This window comes from Variovorax sp. V116, assembly GCF_041154435.1.
Classification (GTDB): Bacteria; Pseudomonadota; Gammaproteobacteria; order Burkholderiales; family Burkholderiaceae_C; genus Variovorax; species Variovorax paradoxus.
Map to the genome: position 1 here is coordinate 2,258,876 of NZ_AP028661.1, position 19,943 is coordinate 2,278,818.

20 protein-coding genes and 1 tRNA gene are annotated in these 19,943 nt (G+C 66.6%); 13 read left to right on the forward strand and 8 right to left on the reverse strand.

What is annotated here, in order from left to right; all coding sequences use genetic code 11:
• Positions 1–20 precede the first annotated feature (20 nt).
• The 7 genes from iscU to ACAM58_RS10680 all read left to right on the forward strand — a co-directional run bounded on the left by iscU (position 21) and on the right by ACAM58_RS10680 (position 4,429).
• On the forward strand, positions 21–440 hold the full coding sequence (iscU, locus tag ACAM58_RS10650) for a Fe-S cluster assembly scaffold IscU (RefSeq protein ID WP_012747262.1): 420 nt from the start codon (positions 21–23) through the stop codon (positions 438–440).
• A 1-nt stretch (position 441) separates the two neighbouring features.
• The gene (gene iscA, locus ACAM58_RS10655; protein WP_012747263.1) at positions 442–765 is read left to right on the forward strand and encodes an iron-sulfur cluster assembly protein IscA; all 324 of its coding nucleotides are present in this window, start codon (positions 442–444) and stop codon (positions 763–765) included.
• Between the two features lie 63 nt (positions 766–828).
• Positions 829–1,347 carry a Fe-S protein assembly co-chaperone HscB gene (gene hscB, locus ACAM58_RS10660; RefSeq protein WP_018902819.1) on the forward strand — a complete coding sequence of 173 codons (519 nt, stop codon included), beginning with the start codon at positions 829–831 and terminating at the stop codon, positions 1,345–1,347.
• 5 nt (positions 1,348–1,352) lie between these two features.
• On the forward strand, positions 1,353–3,209 hold the full coding sequence (gene hscA, locus ACAM58_RS10665; protein ID WP_018902818.1) for a Fe-S protein assembly chaperone HscA: 1,857 nt from the start codon (positions 1,353–1,355) through the stop codon (positions 3,207–3,209).
• A gap of 7 nt (positions 3,210–3,216) precedes the next feature.
• Entirely contained in the window at positions 3,217–3,555 is a 339-nt protein-coding gene (gene fdx / locus ACAM58_RS10670; RefSeq protein WP_012747266.1) for an ISC system 2Fe-2S type ferredoxin, read from the forward strand.
• 12 nt (positions 3,556–3,567) lie between these two features.
• Positions 3,568–4,275, forward strand: coding sequence for a DNA polymerase III subunit epsilon (gene dnaQ / locus ACAM58_RS10675; RefSeq protein WP_012747267.1), 708 nt, complete (start codon positions 3,568–3,570; stop codon positions 4,273–4,275).
• Between the two features lie 79 nt (positions 4,276–4,354).
• Positions 4,355–4,429, forward strand: a tRNA-Val gene (locus tag ACAM58_RS10680).
• 52 nt (positions 4,430–4,481) lie between these two features.
• Here the strand turns inward: ACAM58_RS10680 and ACAM58_RS10685 are convergent.
• Positions 4,482–4,859 (reverse strand): hypothetical protein, encoded by a 378-nt coding sequence (locus ACAM58_RS10685; protein WP_026283784.1) that lies wholly within the window; start codon positions 4,857–4,859, stop codon positions 4,482–4,484.
• On the reverse strand, positions 4,850–5,410 hold the full coding sequence (locus ACAM58_RS10690; RefSeq protein WP_230537694.1) for a peptidoglycan recognition family protein: 561 nt from the start codon (positions 5,408–5,410) through the stop codon (positions 4,850–4,852). The genes ACAM58_RS10685 and ACAM58_RS10690 overlap by 10 nt, the downstream gene beginning before the upstream one ends.
• Before the next feature lie 256 nt (positions 5,411–5,666).
• On the opposite strand from ACAM58_RS10690, the gene ACAM58_RS10695 reads away from it, so the two are divergent.
• From ACAM58_RS10695 to ACAM58_RS10710, 4 genes are all read left to right on the forward strand, one after another.
• Positions 5,667–5,789 (forward strand): hypothetical protein, encoded by a 123-nt coding sequence (locus ACAM58_RS10695; protein WP_018902816.1) that lies wholly within the window; start codon positions 5,667–5,669, stop codon positions 5,787–5,789.
• Between the two features lie 34 nt (positions 5,790–5,823).
• Positions 5,824–6,927, forward strand: a complete 1,104-nt coding sequence (locus ACAM58_RS10700; RefSeq protein WP_012747271.1) for an NAD(P)/FAD-dependent oxidoreductase — start codon at positions 5,824–5,826, stop codon at positions 6,925–6,927.
• A 149-nt stretch (positions 6,928–7,076) separates the two neighbouring features.
• The gene (locus tag ACAM58_RS10705) at positions 7,077–7,373 is read left to right on the forward strand and encodes a DUF883 family protein (protein WP_012747272.1); all 297 of its coding nucleotides are present in this window, start codon (positions 7,077–7,079) and stop codon (positions 7,371–7,373) included.
• Between the two features lie 51 nt (positions 7,374–7,424).
• A complete protein-coding gene (locus ACAM58_RS10710) occupies positions 7,425–8,147 on the forward strand; it encodes a phage holin family protein (RefSeq protein ID WP_018902815.1) in 723 nt (240 codons plus the stop codon).
• Between the two features lie 21 nt (positions 8,148–8,168).
• Here the strand turns inward: ACAM58_RS10710 and ACAM58_RS10715 are convergent, their stop codons facing one another.
• On the reverse strand, positions 8,169–9,245 hold the full coding sequence (locus ACAM58_RS10715; RefSeq protein ID WP_018902814.1) for a quinone-dependent dihydroorotate dehydrogenase: 1,077 nt from the start codon (positions 9,243–9,245) through the stop codon (positions 8,169–8,171).
• Positions 9,246–9,285: 40 nt separating this feature from the next.
• Between ACAM58_RS10715 and rpiA the strand changes: the two genes are divergently transcribed.
• Positions 9,286–10,017: a ribose-5-phosphate isomerase RpiA gene (gene rpiA, locus ACAM58_RS10720; RefSeq protein WP_018902813.1), complete on the forward strand. Its 732-nt coding sequence runs from the start codon at positions 9,286–9,288 to the stop codon at positions 10,015–10,017.
• A 39-nt stretch (positions 10,018–10,056) separates the two neighbouring features.
• Here rpiA and ACAM58_RS10725 read toward each other — a convergent pair whose 3' ends face one another.
• From ACAM58_RS10725 to ACAM58_RS10745, 5 genes are all read right to left on the reverse strand, one after another.
• Positions 10,057–10,698 (reverse strand): glutaredoxin family protein, encoded by a 642-nt coding sequence (locus ACAM58_RS10725; protein ID WP_012747276.1) that lies wholly within the window; start codon positions 10,696–10,698, stop codon positions 10,057–10,059.
• A gap of 30 nt (positions 10,699–10,728) precedes the next feature.
• On the reverse strand, positions 10,729–12,786 hold the full coding sequence (locus tag ACAM58_RS10730) for a M3 family metallopeptidase (protein ID WP_018902812.1): 2,058 nt from the start codon (positions 12,784–12,786) through the stop codon (positions 10,729–10,731).
• A 5-nt stretch (positions 12,787–12,791) separates the two neighbouring features.
• A complete protein-coding gene (gene folD, locus ACAM58_RS10735; RefSeq protein WP_018902811.1) occupies positions 12,792–13,643 on the reverse strand; it encodes a bifunctional methylenetetrahydrofolate dehydrogenase/methenyltetrahydrofolate cyclohydrolase FolD in 852 nt (283 codons plus the stop codon).
• Positions 13,644–13,805: 162 nt separating this feature from the next.
• Positions 13,806–14,438, reverse strand: coding sequence for a response regulator transcription factor (locus ACAM58_RS10740; RefSeq protein WP_012747279.1), 633 nt, complete (start codon positions 14,436–14,438; stop codon positions 13,806–13,808).
• Complete coding sequence (locus ACAM58_RS10745; RefSeq protein ID WP_012747280.1) at positions 14,435–16,975, reverse strand: PAS domain S-box protein; 2,541 nt, start codon at positions 16,973–16,975, stop codon at positions 14,435–14,437. Before ACAM58_RS10745 ends, ACAM58_RS10740 begins: the two co-directional genes overlap by 4 nt.
• 205 nt (positions 16,976–17,180) lie before the next feature.
• Here ACAM58_RS10745 and aceE point away from each other — a divergent pair, with 205 nt between their 5' ends.
• On the forward strand, positions 17,181–19,895 hold the full coding sequence (gene aceE / locus ACAM58_RS10750) for a pyruvate dehydrogenase (acetyl-transferring), homodimeric type (protein WP_012747281.1): 2,715 nt from the start codon (positions 17,181–17,183) through the stop codon (positions 19,893–19,895).
• The last annotated feature ends 48 nt before the right edge of the window (positions 19,896–19,943 follow it).

The following is a 19,943-nucleotide window of genomic DNA, read 5'->3' on the forward strand; positions in this document are numbered from 1 at the left end:
CAAAGTTTGAGAGGTACACCATGGCATATTCATCCAAGGTCATCGACCACTACGAAAACCCCCGCAACGTCGGCTCCTTCGAAAAGGGCGACGACTCGGTCGGCACCGGCATGGTCGGCGCGCCGGCCTGCGGCGACGTCATGAAGCTGCAGATCAAGGTCAACCCCGAAACCGGCGTGATCGAAGACGCGCGCTTCAAGACCTACGGCTGCGGCTCGGCCATCGCGTCGTCCTCGCTCGTGACCGAGTGGGTCAAGGGCAAGACGCTCGACGAAGCCGCGGCGCTCAAGAACGCGCAGATCGCCGAGGAACTGGCGCTGCCGCCCGTCAAGATCCACTGCTCGATCCTGGCCGAAGACGCCATCAAGGCCGCCGTGAGCGACTACAAGGCCAAGCACGGCGCCAAGACGGCAGAAGCCGAACCATCGGCAGTCCACTGACATGGCCGTTACGCTGACCGAAGCCGCCGCGCGCCACGTCACCCGCTACCTCGGCAAACGCGGCAAGGGCGTGGGCGTGCGGCTGGGCGTGAAGACCACCGGCTGCTCGGGCCTGGCCTACAAGCTCGAGTACGTGGACGAGTTCGCGCCTGAAGACGTGGTATTCGAAGACCACGGCGTGAAGGTGCTGGTCGACCCCAAGAGCCTGGCCTACATCGACGGCACGCAGCTCGACTTCGTGCGCGAAGGCCTGAACGAAGGCTTCAAGTTCATCAATCCGAACGAGCGGGACCGCTGCGGTTGCGGAGAGAGTTTCCGCATCTGATGCGCCGTCGCTGACAGCGACCACAGCCGCCACCATGTCATGTGCTGGCGGTTTTTTCTTGCCATGAACCTCAACGACACCGACTTTCAACTGTTCGCAGTCCCCGCAACCTTCGCGCAGGACCGCGCCGTGCTCGACGCCCGGTGGAAGGAACTGCAGCGCGAGGCCCATCCAGACCGCTTTGCCGCGCAGGGCGCCGCGGCGCAGCGCGTGGCGATGCAATGGTCGGTGCGCATCAACGAGGCCTACCAGCGCCTCAAGGACCCGATCCGGCGGGCCAGCTACATCTGCGAGCTCCACGGTGCGCCGCTGAACGCCGAGAACAACACCGCCATGCCGCCCGATTTCCTGATGCAGCAGATGGAATGGCGCGAGGCGCTCGACGACGCCGGCGACGTTGCCGCGGTCGAGCAGCTGCAGGCCGAAGTCGAAGCCGGCCGCGCCCGCGCGCTGTCGTCGCTCGACTGGCTGATCGACGAGAAGGGCGACTACCCGGCCGCCGCGCAGCAGGTGAGAGCCCTCATGTTCATTGAGCGCTTCGGACAGGACGTCGAAGCCAAATTCGATCAGTTGGGACAATAGCCGGTATGGCTCTTCTTCAAATTTCCGAACCCGGCCAGGCGCCCGATCCGCATCAGCGCCGCATTGCCGTGGGCATCGACCTGGGCACCACGCATTCGCTGGTGGCAGCGGTGCGCAATGGCGTGGCCGAATGCCTGCCTGACGACCAGGGCCGCGTGATCCTGCCTTCTGCCGTGCGCTATCTCGACCGCGAGCGGCGCCAGATCGGCTTCGACGCGCTCGCCGCGCGCGCGCAGGACGCCGCGAACACCATCACCTCGGTCAAGCGCCTCATGGGCCGCGGGCTGGCTGACATCGCCAACCGCGAGTCGATGTCGTACCGGCTGGTGGACGAGGGCGGCATGGTCAAGGTGGAGACGGCTGCCGGCATCAAGTCGCCGGTGGAGATCAGCGCCGAGATCCTGGCCACCTTGCGCTACCGCGCCGAAGACACCTTCGACGGCGAGCTCTACGGCGCCGTCATCACCGTGCCGGCCTACTTCGACGAAGGCCAGCGCCAGGCCACCAAGGACGCCGCGCAGCTTGCCGGCCTCAACGTGCTGCGCCTGATCAGCGAGCCCACGGCCGCGGCCATTGCCTATGGCCTGGACAACGCGAGCGAAGGCGTCTACGCCGTCTACGACCTGGGCGGCGGCACCTTCGACATCTCGATCCTGCGGCTCACGCAGGGCGTGTTCGAGGTCATTGCCACGGGTGGCGACTCGGCCCTGGGCGGCGACGACTACGACCACGCGCTCGCCGACTTCGTGCTCGCGCAAACCGGCCTGCAGGTGGGCAGCGACGCCGACAAGGCCGCCGTGCTGGTGGCTGCCCGTGCGGCCAAGGAGGCGCTGACCGATGCCGATTCCGTGGCGTTCCACGCCGAGCTTGCCGGCGGCGCCGCCCGTTTCGACCTGGCGCGCGCACAGTTCGACGCCGCCACCAAGCCGCTCACCGACCGCACGATCGCGGCGGTTCGCAAGGCGCTGCGCGACGCGAAGCTCAAGCCCGACGACTTGCAGGGCATCGTGCTGGTCGGCGGCTCCACCCGCATGCCGCAGATCCGCCGCGCCGTCGCCGAATTCTTCGGCCGCGAGCCGCTCATCAACCTGAACCCCGACGAGGTCGTGGCGCTCGGCGCCGCCATCCAGGCCAACCAGCTGGCCGGCAACAACGGCGCGGGCGATCTGCTGCTGCTCGACGTGATCCCGCTGTCGCTGGGCATCGAGACCATGGGCGGGCTGGTCGAGCGCATCGTGCCGCGCAACCAGACTATTCCCACGGCAATGGCGCAGGACTTCACCACCTACCAGGACGGCCAGACGGCCCTCGCACTGCACGTGGTGCAGGGCGAACGCGACCTGGTCGCCGACTGCCGCAGCCTGGCGCGCTTCACGCTGCGCGGCATCCCACCCATGGCGGCAGGCGCGGCGCGCATCCGCGTGACCTTCACCGTCGATGCCGATGGCTTGCTGAGCGTCAGCGCCAAGGAGCAGGGCAGCGGCGTGGAGGCCAGCGTGGCGGTCAAGCCTTCGTACGGACTCTCGGACGACCAGATCGCGACCATGCTGCAGGAGAGCTTTTCCACCGCGCAGCAGGACATGCAGGCGCGTGCGCTGGTGGAGGCGCGCGTCGATGCCGAGCGCATGCTGCTTGCCACCCAGAGCGCGCTCGATGCCGACGGCGATCTGCTGGGCGAAGAAGAGCGCGCTGTCATCGATGCGTCGATGGCGAAGCTGCGCGAAGCCGCCAAGGGCAATGACGCCGCGGCCATCGAAGGCGCCACCAAGGCGCTGGCCAACGACACCGAAGCCTTTGCCGCCCAGCGCATGAACGCGGGCATTGCGCGCGCGTTGTCGGGCCGCAAGCTCGAATCCCTCTGAGAACCACATGCCCACCATCAAGATATTTCCGCATCCCGAGTACTGCCCCGAGGGTGCAGAAATCACGGCGCCGGCCGGCACCTCGATCTGCGAGGCGCTGCTCGACAATCACATCAACATCGAGCACGCCTGCGAGATGAGCTGCGCCTGCACCACCTGCCACGTGGTCGTGCGCCAGGGCTTCAATTCGCTGAACGAGGCCGAGGAGGGCGAGGAAGACCTGCTCGACCGCGCCTGGGGCCTGGAGCCACAATCGCGCCTGAGCTGCCAGGCGATCCTGGCGCAGGAAGATGTGACGATCGAGATTCCCAAGTACTCGATCAACCACGCCAAAGAAAACCACTGAAAGAGCCACTGCATGTCGCGCCAGATCGTCCTCGACACTGAAACCACCGGCCTGTCCGCGGAGAACGGCGACCGCATCATCGAGCTCGGCTGCGTGGAGCTGTTCGCCCGCAAGCTCACCGGCAACGACCTGCACATCTACTTCAATCCCGAGCGCGAGAGCCACGAGGACGCGCTCAAGGTGCACGGCCTCACGACCGACTTCCTGCGCGACAAGCCGAAGTTCGCCACGCTGGCCAACGACATCGTCGAGTACCTGCGCGGCGCGGAGCTGATCATCCACAACGCGGCCTTCGACGTCGGCTTCCTCAACAAGGAACTCGAGCTGGCCGGCCTGCCGCCGCTGCGCAGCTTCGTCGGCGAGGTGACCGACACGCTGGCCATGGCCAAGCAGGTCTACCCGGGCAAGCGCAATTCGCTCGACGCGCTGTGCGACCGCTTCGGCGTCGACCGCTCGAACCGCACCTTCCACGGCGCCAAGCTCGACGCGCAGCTGCTGGCTGACGTGTACATCAATCTCACGCGCGGCCAGGACGCCCTGCTGATCGACGTGGCCTCGAACGAGCCGGCGCAGGGCACCACGGTGGTGGCCATCGACCTGAGCCAGTTCGACCTGCCGGTGATCATGGCCGCCGAGCAGGAGCTTGCGGCGCACGAAGCCGTGTTGTCGCAGCTCGACAAATCCAGCAACGGGCGCACGCTGTTTCGGCAAAACAGCTGAAATCCTGTGGCATAATCGAAGGCTTCGCGCAACGCGATTAATTCCAAGGCACTGCAGCAGCGGCGCCAAGGGATTGAAAGGGCGGTTAGCTCAGGGGTAGAGCACAGCATTCACACTGCTGGGGTCGGAGGTTCGAAGCCTCCACCGCCCACCAATTTTCTGAATAAAGCGACCTGGATTGTCCAAGTCGCTTTTTTTGCGTCTACCTACTTCATGCCGAACAGGTCATTGCAGGTATCGCAGGCGAAGTACAGCCGCTGTTCCCCGCACTGAACCGCGCCCGTGGCGCCCGCGCGAATCTGCCAGTCGCATGATTTGCCGCGCTGCTTCAGCGTACCTTCGACAAAGCAGGGCGCCTGCTCATAGTTGTCGTGCAGTGTCTTGTAGTCAACCTGTTTGGCCCGCGAGAAGAACTCGCGCGCCTTGGCGTGGTTTTGCGGCACATCCGTCGGGCGGCAGGTGGCGGGTTGGTCGGATCGGAAGTCGGCGACAAAGACGTCCGTGAACCCTGTGCTGCCGGTTGCACACGCTGCAACGAGCAACGCCGCGGCTGCCGTGGCGGCGATCCGAGACTTCATTTCCATATCGCCGAGCTCGCTTCGCCCGGATTTTTGTATGAAACCGTCGGGTGTCTGTAGACATCGGCGGGCTTCAGGTTGAACTGGGCATACAGCTCGTCGATGAGCCATTGCAGCGCCGTGTTCTGCGCAGCCGTCACCGCTTCATAGGTCTTCTCGTCGATGTGCAGTCCCACGAGCTCGATGCCGATGGCCTCGCTGTTGACCGGGTACCGGTCCGGATACGACTTGGCGCGTTCATGCGCATCCAGTGCGTTGATCTGCTGAATCCACGACATTGCCAGCATCTTGGCCATGGCTGCCGTGTCGCACGTGTTCTTGTTGACGGTCAGGCACTTCGACTTGATCAATTTGCCGACGTGATAGCAGCGCGAGTACAGGCTGGCCGTTTGATAGATCTGGCCATTCTTGTCGATGAGGAAATGGGCGCCATTGCCACCATCTCCGTAGCTGTTGAGACTGGACTCGGCGGTCGATGAGTCTGTTTGATGGACGACGATGGCCAGCACCTTGGGCAGGGCGCCGTGTTCGATGCCGGATGAACGTCTGGCGATCACTCTGCTCTGGGATCGATGAGCATCCCGTTCGCGTCGATGGTCGACATATCTCTCTCCCTGTGGAACGACGCGTCAAAGTACATCACATCTGCCTTCGATGCGGAAGCGTACCGTTTCGTCGTACATAGCGGGTCAAGCCCTCGTTGTGGTGGCCTGATTCAAGAAACTGTCGGCTCGCGCTGACGCCGATCGCCGCCCTGTGCTGGCTGAAGGTTTACCGCAGCAGCTTAGAAAAAGGCAAAGGAGAGCATCCGCCATGGCCACCCATCCCGACCTTCCGTCCCCCATCACGCCGGACCTGCCCGTGGAGCCCGACGAAGGGCCGAGCACGCCGCCCGACGAGCCGACCGATCCCGAGCCGCCCCCCACCACGTCCTGAGAAATCCGCCCGCGAGCCGCGATAAGCTCGCACGATGGATGAACTCGATTGCGCCGTCATCGGCGGCGGTGTGGTGGGGCTGGCAGTGGCGCGCGCCTTGGCGCTCGCGGGCCGGGAGGTGGTGGTGCTGGAAGCCGAAGGTGCCATTGGCACCGGCACCAGTTCGCGCAACAGCGAGGTGATTCATGCGGGCATCTACTACCCGCAGGGCTCGCTCAAGGCCAGGCTTTGCGTGGAGGGCAAGGAGGCGCTTTATGACTACGCAGCAGAGCGCGGCGTGCCCCACCGGCGCTGCGGCAAGCTGATCGTTGCGACTTCGGCCGAGCAGGTGGCCCAGCTGGAAGTCATCCGTGCCAAGGCGGCCGCCAACGGTGTTGGCGACCTCGTGCTGCTGACTGCGCAGCAGGCCATGGCCCTGGAGCCGCAGCTCCACTGCGTGGCGGCATTGCATTCGCCGAGCACCGGCATCGTCGACAGCCATGCCTTGATGCTGAGCCTGCTCGGCGACCTGGAGAACGCGGGCGGCATGCTGGCGCTGAAATCGCCCATCGCCCGTGCGGAATGCGGCCGGGACGCTATCGTCCTGGTAGCTGAAGACGGGACGGCGCTGCGCTGCAACACCGTGGTCAACGCGGCCGGGCTCCTCGCGCCCGAACTGGCCCGCCGCTTCGAAGGCCTGCCGTCGGCGGCCGTGCCCACCGCCTACTTTGCCAAGGGCAGCTATTTCACGCTGTCGGGCCGCGCGCCCTTCAGCCGCCTCGTCTATCCGGTGCCCGAACCCGGCGGATTAGGCGTGCACCTGACGATCGACCTGGGCGGGCAAGCCAAGTTCGGCCCCGACGTGCAATGGGTGCAATCGGCCGACGACCTCGTGGTGGACCCGGCGCGCGGCCATGGCTTCTACGCCGAGGTGCGCAAGTACTGGCCTGCCTTGCCCGACGGAGCGCTGATTCCGGGCTACGCAGGCATGCGGCCCAAGATCTCGGGCCCGGACGAGCCGGCGCGCGACTTCATGATCGACGGACCCGAATCGCACGGCGTGCACGGGCTGGTCAATCTCTTCGGCATCGAGTCGCCCGGGCTCACGAGCAGCCTGGCGATCGGGCGGTACGTCGAGCGCCTGCTCGCGGCGGGCTGACCGCGGACGCAATGCCGGGCCCATCGCGTGCAGAAGTCTGCATAACTGCCGTGCATGAGGGGCTTTTGTGCCTGTAACATGACACCACGCCATTTGCTGGCGTGAAGCCGCCGGCGCGGTGCCGGTGTCATCACGGAGGAAAGTTTCCAATGAGTGCATCCAACAATATCGAAGCGGCAGCCGAAGACATCGCGAGCGACGTGCGCGGCGTGCTGGCCAGCAAGGACCTGGATTCGGTTCCCCACATCAAGGCGCTGCGCCAGCGCATCGACACCAAGCTCGCCATTGCACGCGAACTTGCCGCGGAAAAGAGCAAGCTGGCCGCCAAGAAGGCCCGCGAAGCGGCCAACTCTGCCAACGCCTACGCCCACGACGAACCGTGGCAGATCGCCGGCGCCGCGCTGGCTGTCGGCGTGCTGGTGGGCCTGCTGCTTGGCCGCCGCTGACCTGAACGCAAGCCGCCGCCGCGCCGTTCCTCGCCGAGCCGGATTCGGCGCATGAGATTGCTGTCCCTGTTCGGGCTCGATGCCCGTTTGCGGCGGCTGCGGATCGCTGCGGCCGAAGGTGCGCTGGCGGCCGAAGACCGCGTGCAGCTCCTGCGCATGGCGTGGGAGGACGAGAAGCAGCGCCTCAAGCTGATGCTGGTGCTGGTGGTGGCGGTGCTCGGCCTGACCACGGTGGCGGTGGCCTTGCTGTCGATGGCGGTGGTGGTGCATTTCTGGGAAACGCCGCACCGCATCGCGGCGGCGTGGTCGGTGGCCGGCGTGTGGGTCCTGCTCTGGCTGGGCGCGGCGCTGGGGCTGTTCCTGACCCTTCGCAATGCTTCCAACAGCTTCATGCCGGCACGCCGCGAATTCGAACGCGACTGGGCCTGGGTGCAGGACAGCTTCGGCCTCGGCAAGGATCCCGACCAGGATGAAGAAGCGCCGCGCCCCCGGCGGCCCGCCACGCGCGAGGAACTGCTCGCCCGCATGGATCGCCAGCGCGAGCGCATTGCCACCATGCAGGGCGCAGGCCCGGCACGGCCCGCCGGCGCAACGGCTGCTTCCTCCGAGGCACCGCCGGCCGACGAATCGGCGGCAGCTGCGGCATTGCGCATTGCGCGGGAGCACCCCGTGGCCACCGGCGTCGCCGCCGCGGTGGCCGTGGTGGTGATCCGTCCCAAGCGGCTGCTGCGCTGGGCTGCGTTCATTGCGCCAGTGCTCTGGCGCATGCGCTGAGAAAGAGAAAAGCGCGGAGGCTCAGGCGGCGCTGCGGCCTTGCAGCAATGCCTGCGCCGCTTCGCGCACCAGCGCCGGGCCGCGGTAGATGAGGCCGGTGTAGATCTGCACCACGTCCGCGCCCGCGGCAATCTTGGCCCTGGCATCGGCCGCGCTCAGGATGCCTCCCACCCCGATGATCGGAAAAGCCGGCCCCAGCGCCGCGCGCAGTTGCGAGACCACGCGGTTGCTCGCCTCGCGCACGGGGGCGCCCGAGAGCCCGCCTGCTTCGTTGGCATGCGGCAGGCCGGCAACCGCATCGCGCGCCAGCGTGGTGTTGGTGGCGATCACGCCGTCCATGCCGTGGCGCTGCAACGTGGCGGCGATCACGGCGACCTGGCCCTCGTCCAGGTCGGGAGCGATCTTCACGAACAGCGGCACGCGCCGATGGCTGCGCTCGGCCAGCGCATGGCGGCGCTCGGCGATGGCGCCCAGCAGGGCGTCGAGTGCCTCGTCGCTCTGCAGCGTCCGCAGGTTGGCGGTGTTGGGACTCGAGATGTTGATGGTCACGTAGTCGGCATGCGGGTACACGCCGTCCAGGCAGACCAGGTAGTCGTCCACCGCCTTCTCGATGGGCGTGGCGGCGTTCTTTCCGATGTTGAGCCCGAGCCGCATCGGCTTCCTGCCGCCGCTGCCGCTCCTGCGGAAGCGCGCCTTCTGCACGTTGGCAAGAAAGGCATCGAGCCCTTCGTTGTTGAACCCGAGCCGGTTGATGAGCGCGTCGCGCTGGGGCAGGCGGAACATGCGCGGCTTGGGGTTGCCCGGCTGCGCCTTGGGCGTGACCGTGCCGACTTCGACGAAGCCGAAACCCATGGCGGCAAAGGCGTCGATGCAGCGGGCGTTCTTGTCGAGGCCAGCGGCCAGGCCGACGCGGTTGGGAAATTCCAGCCCCGCCAGCGTGACCGGATCATCGACGCGCGGCGCGGCGTAGGCGCAGGCCAGCGGCGTGTTCTGCGTGCGGGCCAACCCGTCGAGCGTGAGTTCGTGGGCATGCTCCGGGTCGAAGCCGAACAGAAAGGGCCGGGCCAGGCCGTAGAGCGAAGAGGGGAGCAGGGGCATCGGATAATTCTCGACTTCAATGAGCCAAGGATTCTCCGCGATGACTGCACCCGTTTCCCCTTCTTCCGCCGCCGGCGCCGCGAACGGCGCGGGCGCCATCTCCCAGGACGAACTCAAGGCCCAGGTCGGCCGCGCCGCGCTGGCCTACGTGGCCAAGGGTGAAATCGTCGGCGTGGGCACGGGCTCCACGGTGAACAAGTTCATCGACGCGCTGGCCACCATCAAGGACCAGATCAAGGGCGCGGTGTCCAGCTCGGTGGCCTCGACCGAGCGCCTGCGCGCCCTGGGCATCCCGGTGTTCGACAGCAACGAGGTCGACGAACTCGGCGTCTACATCGACGGCGCCGACGAGATCGACCCCCGCGGTTTCATGGTGAAGGGCGGCGGCGCGGCGCTCACGCGCGAGAAGATCGTGGCGGCGCAGTCGCGGCGCTTCGTCTGCATCGCCGATGCATCCAAGCTGGTCGATACGCTCGGCGCCTTTCCGCTGCCGGTGGAGGTGATTCCGATGGCGGCGCGCCGCGTGATGCGGCAGTTCGAGGCCATGGGCGGCATCGCGCAGGTGCGCGAGAAGGACGGATTGCCGCTCGTGACGGACAACGGCCAGCACATCGTCGACGTGACGGGGCTGCGGATCAGCGATCCGCTCGCCTTCGAATCCGAGGTGAGCCAGTGGCCGGGCGTGGTCACGGTCGGCGTGTTTGCCCATCAGAAGGCCGACGTGTGCCTGCTGGGCACGCCCGCGGGCGTGCGAACGATGCAGTTCGACTGAGGACCAACGGCCGCCAGCCCTGGCCGGCGGCCGGCCGGGTCAGAACTTGATGCCGGCCGGGTTGCTCGGGCTCGGACCGCTCGGTGCGGGCGCGGCCGGCGCCGGTTGGGCAACGGGCGCGGGCTCGCGTGCAGCGGGCGCCGGCTGCGCCGCCACCAGCGGCCGGGCCGGCGGATTGCGGTAGCCGGCAGGCAGGCTGTTGCTCTTCGGATAGCCCGCGGCGTCGAGGTATTGCGACCATTCGGCGTCCGAGTAGCCCTTGAGCTGCTGTGAGCCGATCGTCAGCAGCGGCAGCGAGGACTGGTTGCTCAGGCGCTGCAGCGCCTCGACGTCCTGGTTGCTCTTGACGGTGCGCTCCTCGAAGGGGATGCCGCGCGTGACGAGCAGCGAACGGGCCGTGCCGCAGGGCGCGCATTCCTCGCTGCTGTAGAGCGTCACGGGGTAGCGCTGCGCCACCTGCCGCAGCTCGTAGGGCAGCCCGGCATTGGCGGGAGCCGTGATGCCGGCCTGCGGCGCCGCGGCCGGTTCCGTGCTCGCGGTGGGCGCACGGTCCGAGAAGGTGACCTTGCCGTTCTTGTCGACGTTGCGGTAGATCGGCTGGGCCATCGCCCCCGCGGCGACGAGCAGCAGGGCGGCGCCGGACAGGCGATGCAAGGAGGATTTCTTGTGGGTCGGATGCATCGCCCGAGTATCGCAAGCTTCAGGCCCGCATCAAGCGGGCTGGGTCTGCGCCATGCCCTGGTGTCGCAGCAGCGCATCAAGCTGGGGCTCGCGGCCGCGGAAGGCCTTGAACGAATCCATGGCGCTGCGGCTCCCGCCGGCTTCGAGGATGGCCTGGCGGTACCTGCGGCCGGTCTCGATGTTCGGCTGGCCGTCGGCGCCCACGGTTTCCTCGAAGGCCGCATAGGCGTCGGCGCTCAGCACCTCGGCCCACTTGTAGCTGTAGTAGCCGGCCGCGTAGCCGCCCGAGAAGATGTGGCTGAAGGTGTTCGGCGTGCGGCTGAAAGGAGGCGAAGGCATCACGGCCACCTCGGCGCGCACCTTGCCCAGCAGCGCGAGCACGCCGCCCGGCTGCGCGGCGCCGGCCTGGTACTCGGTGTGCAGCAGCATGTCGAACAGCGAGAACTCGATCTGGCGCAGCGTCTGCAGGCCGCTCTGGAAGTTCTTGGCGGCGGTCATCTTGTCGAACAGCGCGCGCGGCAGCGGCTCGCCGGTGTCGATGTGGGCCGTCATGTGCCTGAGCACATCCCACTCCCAGCAGAAGTTTTCCATGAACTGGCTCGGCAACTCGACCGCGTCCCACTCGACGCCGCTGATGCCCGACACGTCGCGCTCGTTCACCTGCGTGAGCATGTGATGCAGGCCGTGGCCGAATTCGTGGAACAGGGTGGTCACGTCGTCGTGCGTGAGCAGCGGCGGCTTGCCGTCGACGCCGCTCGCGAAGTTGCACACGAGTTGCGCCACGGGCGTTTGCAGCACGCCGTCGTCCGGGCGCAGCCAGCGCGCGCGCACGTCGTCCATCCAGGCGCCGCCGCGCTTGGCGGCGCGGGCCGAAGGATCGAGGTAGAACTGGCCGACCTTCTGCCCGGCCCGCTCGATGCGGTAGACCTCGACGCTCGGATGCCAGGTGGGCGCGCTGTCGCGGCGAATCGAAACCTCGAACAGCGTCTCGACGATCTTGAACAGGCCGGCCATCACCTTGGGCGCCGGGAAGTACTGCTTGACCTCCTGCTCGCTGAAGGCGTAGCGCGCTTCCTTGAGCTTCTCGCCGATGTAGCTCCAATCCCAGGCCTGCGGATCGGTGATGCCCAACTGTTCCGCGGCGAAGGCGCGCAGGTCGGCCAGGTCGCGTTCGCCGTACGGCTTGGCCTTGGCCGCGAGATCGCGCAGGAACTTGATCACCTGCTCGGGCGACTCGGCCATCTTGGGCACGACCGAGAGCTCGCCGAAATTCTTGTAGCCGAGCAGTTTGGCTTCTTCTTCCCGCAGCGCGAGGATCTCGTTGATCAGCGCCGTGTTGTCGAAGGCCGGATCGCCGAGCTCGCTGGCACGGGTGACGTAGGCGCGGTAGAGCGTTTCGCGCAGCGCGCTGCTCCTGGCGAACTGCATCACGGGCAGGTAGCAGGGCATCTTGAGCGTGAGCTTGTAGCCCTGCTTGCCTTCGGCTTCGGCTGCTGCGCGGGCCGCGCTCACCACGTCTTCGGGCACGCCCTCGAGCTCGCCCAGCGCCGCGTAGTACGAGAAGGCATCGGTCGCATCGAGCGCGTTCTCGCTGAACTTCTGGCTCAGCTCGGCCTGGCGCTCCTGGATGTCGGCAAAGCGCTTCTTCGCCTCGCCCTGCAGTTCCGCGCCGCCCAGCACGAAGTTGCGCACGGCATTCTTGTGCGCCTGGCGCTGCTCGGGGTTGAGGGTGGCCACGTCGATGGCCTTGTACTTGGCGTAGAGGCGCTCGTCGGAACCCAGGCGGGTCCAGAAGGCGGTCACGCGCGGCATGGCCTCGTTGTAGGCGGCGCGCAATTCCGGCGTGTCGGCCACGGCGTTGAGGTGGCCGACGGCGCCCCAGGCGCGGCTGAAGCGCTCGGACGCGACGTCGAGCACCTTGGAGATCGCATTCCAGTCGGCGGGAAAATCGGCCGCCGTCACGGCCTGCAGCGCCGCCTCGGCTTCGGCCAGCAGGATGTCGACCGCGGGCGCAACGTGTTCGGGCTTGATGCGGTCGAACAGCGGGAGATCGGTGAAGTCGAGGAGGGGATTGTTCTTCATGGCCATGGAAGTCACTTGGCGGCGCGTTCTGCGGCTTCAAGGGTGTTGACGAGCAGCATGGCGCGCGTCATGGGGCCGACGCCGCCGGGCACGGGAGTGATCCAGCCGGCCACTTCCTTGACGCCGTCGAAGTCGACGTCGCCCGCGAGCTTGCCGTCTTCCTTGCGGTTCATGCCCACGTCGATCACGACCGCGCCGGGCTTCACCATGCCGGCTGTCAGGATGTTGCGCTTGCCCACCGCGGCAACGATCACGTCGGCCTGGCGCGTGAAGGCGGCCAGGTCTTGCGTGGCGCTGTGGCAGATGGTCACGGTCGCACTCTTGGCGAGCAGCATCATGGCCATCGGCTTGCCGACGATGTTGCTGCGGCCGATGACCACCGCATGCTTGCCGCGCAGGTCATAGCCGATGGATTCGAGCATCTTCATGCAGCCGTACGGCGTGCAGGGCCAGAAGCCCGGCGCGCCGGTCATGAGCGCACCGGCGCTGGCCACGTGGAAGCCGTCCACGTCCTTGGCGGGCGAGATCGTCTCGATGACCTTCTGGCTGTCCATGTGCCTGGGCAGCGGCAGCTGAACCAGGATGCCGTGCACCTTGGGATCGTCGTTGAGGGCGCGGATGCGGTCGAGCAGCGCGGCCTCGCTCATGTCGGCAGGATAGGTTTCGAGCGTGGCCGCAAGGCCGGTTTCGGTGCTGTCGTTGACCTTGTGCTTCGTGTAGACCTGGCTGGCCGGGTCGCTGCCCACGAGGATGATGGAAAGGGCCGGGTCCACGCCCTTGGCCTTCAGTGCGGCGGTGCGGCCGGCAACCTCGGCGCGAATGGTTTTGGCGAGGGCGTTGCCGTCGATCAGTTGGGCGGTCATCGGTTTCGATTTTCCAAGTAAAAACGCCCGCTTGCGCAGGCGTGGGAGTCATTCATTGCTATCGGGGGGTTAGCTCAGGCCTCTCGCCGGGCCGCCCCAAGGGAGGCCTGCGCCCCCTCGGGGGGCAGCGAATACACGAAGTGATGAGCGTGGGGGCCCATTTCAGGCTTTGGCGGCCGGTGCCGCCTGCCCGAGTGCGATCTTGAGCAGATCGGCCACGGTGTTGGCGTTGAGCTTTTCCATGATGTTGGCGCGGTGCGCCTCGACCGTCTTGATGCTGATGCCCAGGTCGTCGGCAATCTGCTTGTTCAGGCGGCCGGCGACGATGCGCTCGAGCACCTGGGCCTCGCGGCCGGTGAGCTTGGACAGCAGCGCATCGCGGCTGGCCGACTGCTGGTGCTGCGTGAAGGCGCCGCGCGCGTGCTCGAGCATGCGCTCGACCAGCGTGACGAGTTCCTCGTCGTTGAACGGCTTCTGGATGAAATCCATCGCGCCCTTCTTCATGCTGTCGACCGCCATCGGCACGTCGCCGTGGCCGGTGATCACCACGATGGGCAGCGGGGAGCGCCGTTCGATCAGCCGGTCCTGCAGTTCGAGGCCGGTCATGCCGGCCATGCGGATGTCGACGATCAGACAGGCGACTTCGCGCGGGTCGTATCGGGAGAGGAAGGACTCGGCCGAATCGAAGCAGCGAACCCGGTAGTCCTTGCCTTCGAGCAGCCATTGCAGCGAATCTCGCACGGCTTCGTCGTCGTCGACGACATAGACAGTGCCCTTCTTCGGAATCAAACTCATGCAGGTACCTTTGCCTCGTCGCTTGCTACGGAACTGGGAGCGTCCAACACCGGAATCCAGAAGGAAAAACGGCATCCGATCACATCCGGACCATTGTAGATGTTCTCCGCCTGCATCCGGCCGCGGTGGGACTCCACGATGGTGCGGCAGAGGTTCAGCCCGATGCCCATGCCCTCCGGCTTGGTGGAGAAGAAGGCCTCGTACAGGCGGTCCATCACCTCGGGGGCCAGGCCCTTGCCGGTGTCCTGCACCGAGAACTCGATGGCGTTGTGGCCCTCGATCACCTTGGGCAGCACGCGCAGCTCGACGCTGCGGCGGGCGAGCGGCCGCTCGGCAATGTCGATGGACTCGGCCGCGTTCTTCAGCAGGTTGACCATCACCTGCTCGATCAGGATCGGGTCCACCTGCACCACCGGCAGCCGCGCGGCCACGTAGTGGTTGAGCCGCACGTTGCGCCGCCGCAGCTCGATGCCCGCGAGCTCGACCGCCTCGCTGACCATGGTCGACACGTCGGCGGCGGTGCGGTTGGGCTCGCTGCGCTTCACGAACGAGCGGATGCGCTGGATGATCTGCCCCGCGCGCTGCGCCTGCTTGGAGGTTTTCTCCAGTGCCGCGAGCAGCGCCTCGGTGTCGATGGCCTGCCCCTTGATGCGCGACATCATGCCGTTGCAGTAGTTGGTGATGGCCGTCAGCGGCTGGTTGAGCTCGTGCGCCACGCTGGAGGCCATCTCGCCCATCGTGATCAGGCGGCTCGCGGCCTGTGCGCGGTCGGCCTGCGCGGCGGCCTGCTCCTCGGCGTCGCGCCGCGGCGTGATGTCGGTGGCGATCACCAGCTGGGCCAGCCGGCCGTCGACCCAGGTGAGGTAGCGCGAGCGCACTTCGAGCCACTTGCCCAGGTGCGGCACGAAGATCTCGTTGTTGGCAGCCTGGGCGGCGGTCAGGGTGTCGATCGGCAGGCCGGCGTAGGGGTCGACGTCGTCCAGGCCCTCGTCGTGCGCATTGGAGGTGGGCACGCCGGCCTGCGCCACCATGCCCAGGTGGCCCACGGTGTCGGAGCCGAACCAGAGCCGGTACAGCTTGTTTGCGAACAGCAGTTCCTCGCTGCCGATGGGCGCAACCGACACGGCGGCGTCGAGCGCCTCCAGCACCGTGGTGAAGCGCTCGTAGGAAGCCGACAGCTGCTCGCGGATGCGCGTGGGTTCGGTGATGTCGGTCATCGACGTCATCCAGCCGGTCTGGTGGCCGCGCGCGTCGATCAGCGGCGACACATAGAGCCGGGCGTTGAACACGCTGCCGTTCTTGCGCTTCACGCGCACCTGGAAGCCGCCGGGCAGGGCGCGGCCGTGCAGTTCTTCCTCGAGCCGCTCGTTCATCACTTCGCGGTCCGACTCCAGCCAATAGGGGAACGGCGGCGACTGGCCCACCAGCTCGGCTTCGCTCCAGCCCGTCATTGCGCAGAAGGCGGCGTTCACGTAGGTGATGCGGCCCTGCAGGTCGAGCACGCGCATGCCGGTGAGCATGGAGTTTTCCATCGCGCGGCGGAAGTTGGTCTCGGCAACCAGCCGTTGCTGGGCCTGCTGGCGCCGCCGGGTGTGGCGCCAGGTGCCGATCAGCATCCAGCTGGTCAGCACGCTGAGCGCGCAGACCAGCCAGAACAGGCCGTTGCCGACCACCCCCTGCGAGGTCCGGTAGGCCTGGGCGCGCAAGACCAGTGCGTTGCCGACGGGCGACACCGGCACTTCGTACTCATTGGTTCTTTCGGGCCAGGGGAGGAGCCGCGTGCCGCCTTCCCTCAGGTTGGCCGTATTGCCCGCGAGCACGTTGCCCTTGGCGTCGAGCAGCGAGACCGCATAGCGCGCCTGCACTTCCGAGGGCATGCCGTAGCGCAGCAGGCCGTCGACCGAAAACTCGCCCAGCACCACGCCCGCGAACAGGCCCTGGTCGAAGAGCGGAATGTGCAGCTGCAGCATCGCCGCGGGATCGCTGCCCGCCACCGGCTGGGAGAAAACCGGCTGGCGCAGCTCGCGGGCCAGGGCGTAGTTGCTCTCCACGTCGCCCGGGCGCAGCACGTCGCCGATCAGGTGCTGCTGCGCGGGATGCACGCTCGGCGCCGAATAGCCGGCCTTGAAGCGGCGCCGGTCGTCGATCCAGGTGACGGTCTGCAGCTCGGGGAACTGGCTCACGAGCGATTCCGCGCGGCTCGCGAATTCGATCGGGTCGATCTCGCGGTTGGAGGCGTCGCGCGCGATGCGCATCAGCTGTTCCTGGCGCTCGAGCAGGCGCAGGCGCATGCGCTGCTGCGCGTATTCGACGTCGCGCCGCACGGATTCCTGCTCGCGCTCGACTTCCTCGGTGCGCAGGTACCAGAACGCCGACACGATGGCCGCCAGGAACAGCAGCACCGCCGCAATCGGCGCCAGCATGGCGACCGCGTCTTGCAGCACCGGCGTTTGCTGGCGCCACCAGCGGCGCCACCACGAGAGCGGAGACGCATTCACGGCGCTGCGGGCAACCGCCAGCGGAGAGGAAAAAGGCATCCTGCGAGTTTAGGTGATGGCCTCTGCGCCAAGGAGAGCAGGGCCGCAGTGCCATTGATTCCGACGCGGACGACTTTGTTTCCAAAATATCACATTAAGAAATCAGCATGCACTATTTGAAATGGAAGCATTTCTATGAGAAACTTCCGCGCGGTGATCGAAGAGCGCACTAAATTACAGCCACAGCCCTAAAGGAGAGACAAGCATGTCGGCAAATCCCGAGAACCTGTTCGGCTCGGCCGCGAACGACGCGGACGCCCAGGAAACCCGTGAATGGATGGATGCACTGTCCTCCGTCATCCAAAGCGAGGGACCTGAACGGGCCCACTTCCTTCTCGAGCAGCTGCTCGAACATGCGCGGCAGCACAGCATCGACAAGCCGTTCTCCGCCAACACGGCCTACGTCAACACCATCGAGCCCGACCAGGAAGAGCGCTGCCCCGGCAACCTCGAGATCGAGGAGCGCCTGCGCGCCTACATGCGCTGGAACGCCATGGCGATGGTGGTCAAGGCCAACCGCCACCACCCGGCCGAAGGCGGCGACCTCGGCGGCCACATCGGCTCCTTCGCCTCGCTGGCGAACATGTTCGGCGCCGGCTTCAACCACTTCTGGCACGCCGAGAGCGAAAACCACGGCGGCGACTGCCTCTACATCCAGGGCCACGTCTCGCCCGGCATCTATGCCCGCGCCTACCTCGAAGGCCGACTGAGCGAAGAGCAGCTGCTCAATTTCCGCCAGGAAGTCGACGGCAAGGGCCTTTCCAGCTACCCGCATCCCAAGCTGATGCCCGAGTTCTGGCAATTCCCGACCGTCTCGATGGGCCTCGGCCCGCTGATGGCCATCTACCAGGCCCGCTTCCTGAAATACCTGCACGCCCGCGGCATTGCCAACACCGAGAACCGCAAGGTCTGGGTGTTCTGCGGCGACGGCGAAATGGACGAAGTCGAATCGCTGGGCGCCATCGGCCTGGCCGCGCGCGAAGGCCTGGACAACCTGATCTTCGTCATCAACTGCAACCTGCAGCGCCTGGACGGCCCGGTGCGCGGCAACGGCAAGATCATCCAGGAACTCGAAGGCGAATTCCGCGGTTCGGGCTGGAACGTCATCAAGCTGATCTGGGGCAGCAGCTGGGACCCGCTGCTGGCGCGCGACAAGGAAGGTGCGCTGCGCAAGATCATGATGGAGACCAACGACGGCGACTACCAGGCCTTCAAGGCCAACGACGGCGCCTACGTCCGCAAGCACTTCTTCGGCCGCGATCCGCGCACGCTCGAGATGGTCTCCAAGATGAGCGACGACGACATCTGGCAGCTGCGCCGCGGCGGCCACGACTCGCAGAAGGTCTACGCGGCCTTCGACGCGGCCGTGAAGCACAAGGGCCAGCCCACGGTGCTCCTGATCAAGACGGTCAAGGGCTTCGGCATGGGCAAGATCGGCGAGGGCAAGAACAACGTCCACCAGACCAAGAAGCTCAGCGATGAGGACATCATGGCCTTCCGCGACCGCTTCAACATCCCGATCCCGGACAGCAAGATCGCCGACCTGCCGTTCTACAAGCCGGCCGACGACACGCCGGAAATGAAGTACCTGCACGAGCGCCGCAAGGCCCTGGGCGGCTACCTGCCGCACCGCCGCACCAAGGCCGACGAGAGCTTCACGGTTCCCTCGCTGGACACCTTCAAGTCGGTGATGGAACCCACGGCGGAGGGCCGCGAGATCTCCACCACGCAGGCCTACGTGCGCTTCCTCACGCAGCTCCTGCGCGACAAGGCGCTGGGTCCGCGCGTGGTGCCCATCCTGGTGGACGAGGCGCGCACCTTCGGCATGGAAGGGTTGTTCCGCCAGATCGGCATCTACAACCCCGCTGGCCAGCAGTACACCCCGGTCGACAAGGACCAGGTCATGTACTACAAGGAAGACAAGGCCGGCCAGATCCTGCAGGAAGGCATCAACGAAGCCGGCGGCATGTCGAGCTGGATCGCGGCGGCCACGTCGTACAGCACGAACAACCGCATCATGGTGCCGTTCTACGTGTACTACTCGATGTTCGGCTTCCAGCGCATCGGCGACCTGGCCTGGGCGGCCGGCGACATGCAGGCGCGCGGCTTCCTGCTGGGCGGCACCTCGGGGCGCACCACGCTCAACGGCGAAGGCCTGCAGCACGAAGACGGCCACAGCCACATCCTGGCCAACACCATCCCCAACTGCGTGAGCTACGACCCGACCTTCGCGCACGAAGTGGGCGTGATCCTGCACCATGGCTTGAAGCGCATGGTCGAGAAGCAGGACAACGTCTACTACTACCTCACGCTGCTCAACGAGAACTACCCGATGCCCGGCCTGCAGCCCGGCACCGAGGAGCAGATCATCAAGGGCATGTACCTGTCCAGGCAGGGCCCGGCGCTGAAGGCCAAGTCGCCCACCGTGCAGCTGCTGGGCAGCGGCACGATCCTGCGCGAAAGCTTCGCGGCGCAGGAGCTGCTCGAGAAGGACTGGGGCGTTTCGGCCTCGGTGTGGAGCTGCCCGAGCTTCAACGAGCTGACGCGCGACGGCCAGGACGCCGACCGCTGGAACCTGCTGCACCCGGACCAGGCGCCGCGCGTGCCCTTCGTGGCCGAGCAACTGGCACCCACGACCGGACCGGTGGTGGCATCGACCGACTACATGAAGGCCTACGCCGAGCAGATCCGCCCCTTCATCCCGAAGGGCCGCAACTACAAGGTGCTGGGCACCGACGGCTTCGGCCGCAGCGACTTCCGCAACAAGCTGCGCGAGCACTTCGAGATCAACCGCCACTACATCGTGGTGGCCGCGCTCAAGGCTTTGAGCGAAGATGGCACGGTGCCGGTAGCCAAGGTGGTCGAGGCGATCAAGAAGTACGGCATCAATGTCGACAAGGTCAACCCGCTTTACGCCTGAACATCAATAAGCAACAACCAACGAACGAACGGCGCCTCACGGCGGGAG

Excerpts from the sequence above, each read along its gene's own strand:
- iscU (WP_012747262.1), top strand. The coding sequence starts at position 21 with ATGGCATATTCATCCAAGGTCATCGACCACTACGAAAACCCCCGCAAC.
- iscA (WP_012747263.1), top strand. The coding sequence starts at position 442 with ATGGCCGTTACGCTGACCGAAGCCGCCGCGCGCCACGTCACCCGCTAC.
- hscB (WP_018902819.1), top strand. The coding sequence starts at position 829 with ATGAACCTCAACGACACCGACTTTCAACTGTTCGCAGTCCCCGCAACC.
- hscA (WP_018902818.1), top strand. The coding sequence starts at position 1,353 with ATGGCTCTTCTTCAAATTTCCGAACCCGGCCAGGCGCCCGATCCGCAT.
- fdx (WP_012747266.1), top strand. The coding sequence starts at position 3,217 with ATGCCCACCATCAAGATATTTCCGCATCCCGAGTACTGCCCCGAGGGT.
- dnaQ (WP_012747267.1), top strand. The coding sequence starts at position 3,568 with ATGTCGCGCCAGATCGTCCTCGACACTGAAACCACCGGCCTGTCCGCG.
- ACAM58_RS10685 (WP_026283784.1), bottom strand. The coding sequence starts at position 4,859 with ATGGAAATGAAGTCTCGGATCGCCGCCACGGCAGCCGCGGCGTTGCTC.
- ACAM58_RS10695 (WP_018902816.1), top strand. The coding sequence starts at position 5,667 with ATGGCCACCCATCCCGACCTTCCGTCCCCCATCACGCCGGACCTGCCC.
- ACAM58_RS10700 (WP_012747271.1), top strand. The coding sequence starts at position 5,824 with ATGGATGAACTCGATTGCGCCGTCATCGGCGGCGGTGTGGTGGGGCTG.
- ACAM58_RS10705 (WP_012747272.1), top strand. The coding sequence starts at position 7,077 with ATGAGTGCATCCAACAATATCGAAGCGGCAGCCGAAGACATCGCGAGC.
- ACAM58_RS10710 (WP_018902815.1), top strand. The coding sequence starts at position 7,425 with ATGAGATTGCTGTCCCTGTTCGGGCTCGATGCCCGTTTGCGGCGGCTG.
- ACAM58_RS10715 (WP_018902814.1), bottom strand. The coding sequence starts at position 9,245 with ATGCCCCTGCTCCCCTCTTCGCTCTACGGCCTGGCCCGGCCCTTTCTG.
- rpiA (WP_018902813.1), top strand. The coding sequence starts at position 9,286 with ATGACTGCACCCGTTTCCCCTTCTTCCGCCGCCGGCGCCGCGAACGGC.
- ACAM58_RS10725 (WP_012747276.1), bottom strand. The coding sequence starts at position 10,698 with ATGCATCCGACCCACAAGAAATCCTCCTTGCATCGCCTGTCCGGCGCC.
- ACAM58_RS10730 (WP_018902812.1), bottom strand. The coding sequence starts at position 12,786 with ATGGCCATGAAGAACAATCCCCTCCTCGACTTCACCGATCTCCCGCTG.
- folD (WP_018902811.1), bottom strand. The coding sequence starts at position 13,643 with ATGACCGCCCAACTGATCGACGGCAACGCCCTCGCCAAAACCATTCGC.
- ACAM58_RS10740 (WP_012747279.1), bottom strand. The coding sequence starts at position 14,438 with ATGAGTTTGATTCCGAAGAAGGGCACTGTCTATGTCGTCGACGACGAC.
- ACAM58_RS10745 (WP_012747280.1), bottom strand. The coding sequence starts at position 16,975 with ATGCCTTTTTCCTCTCCGCTGGCGGTTGCCCGCAGCGCCGTGAATGCG.
- aceE (WP_012747281.1), top strand. The coding sequence starts at position 17,181 with ATGTCGGCAAATCCCGAGAACCTGTTCGGCTCGGCCGCGAACGACGCG.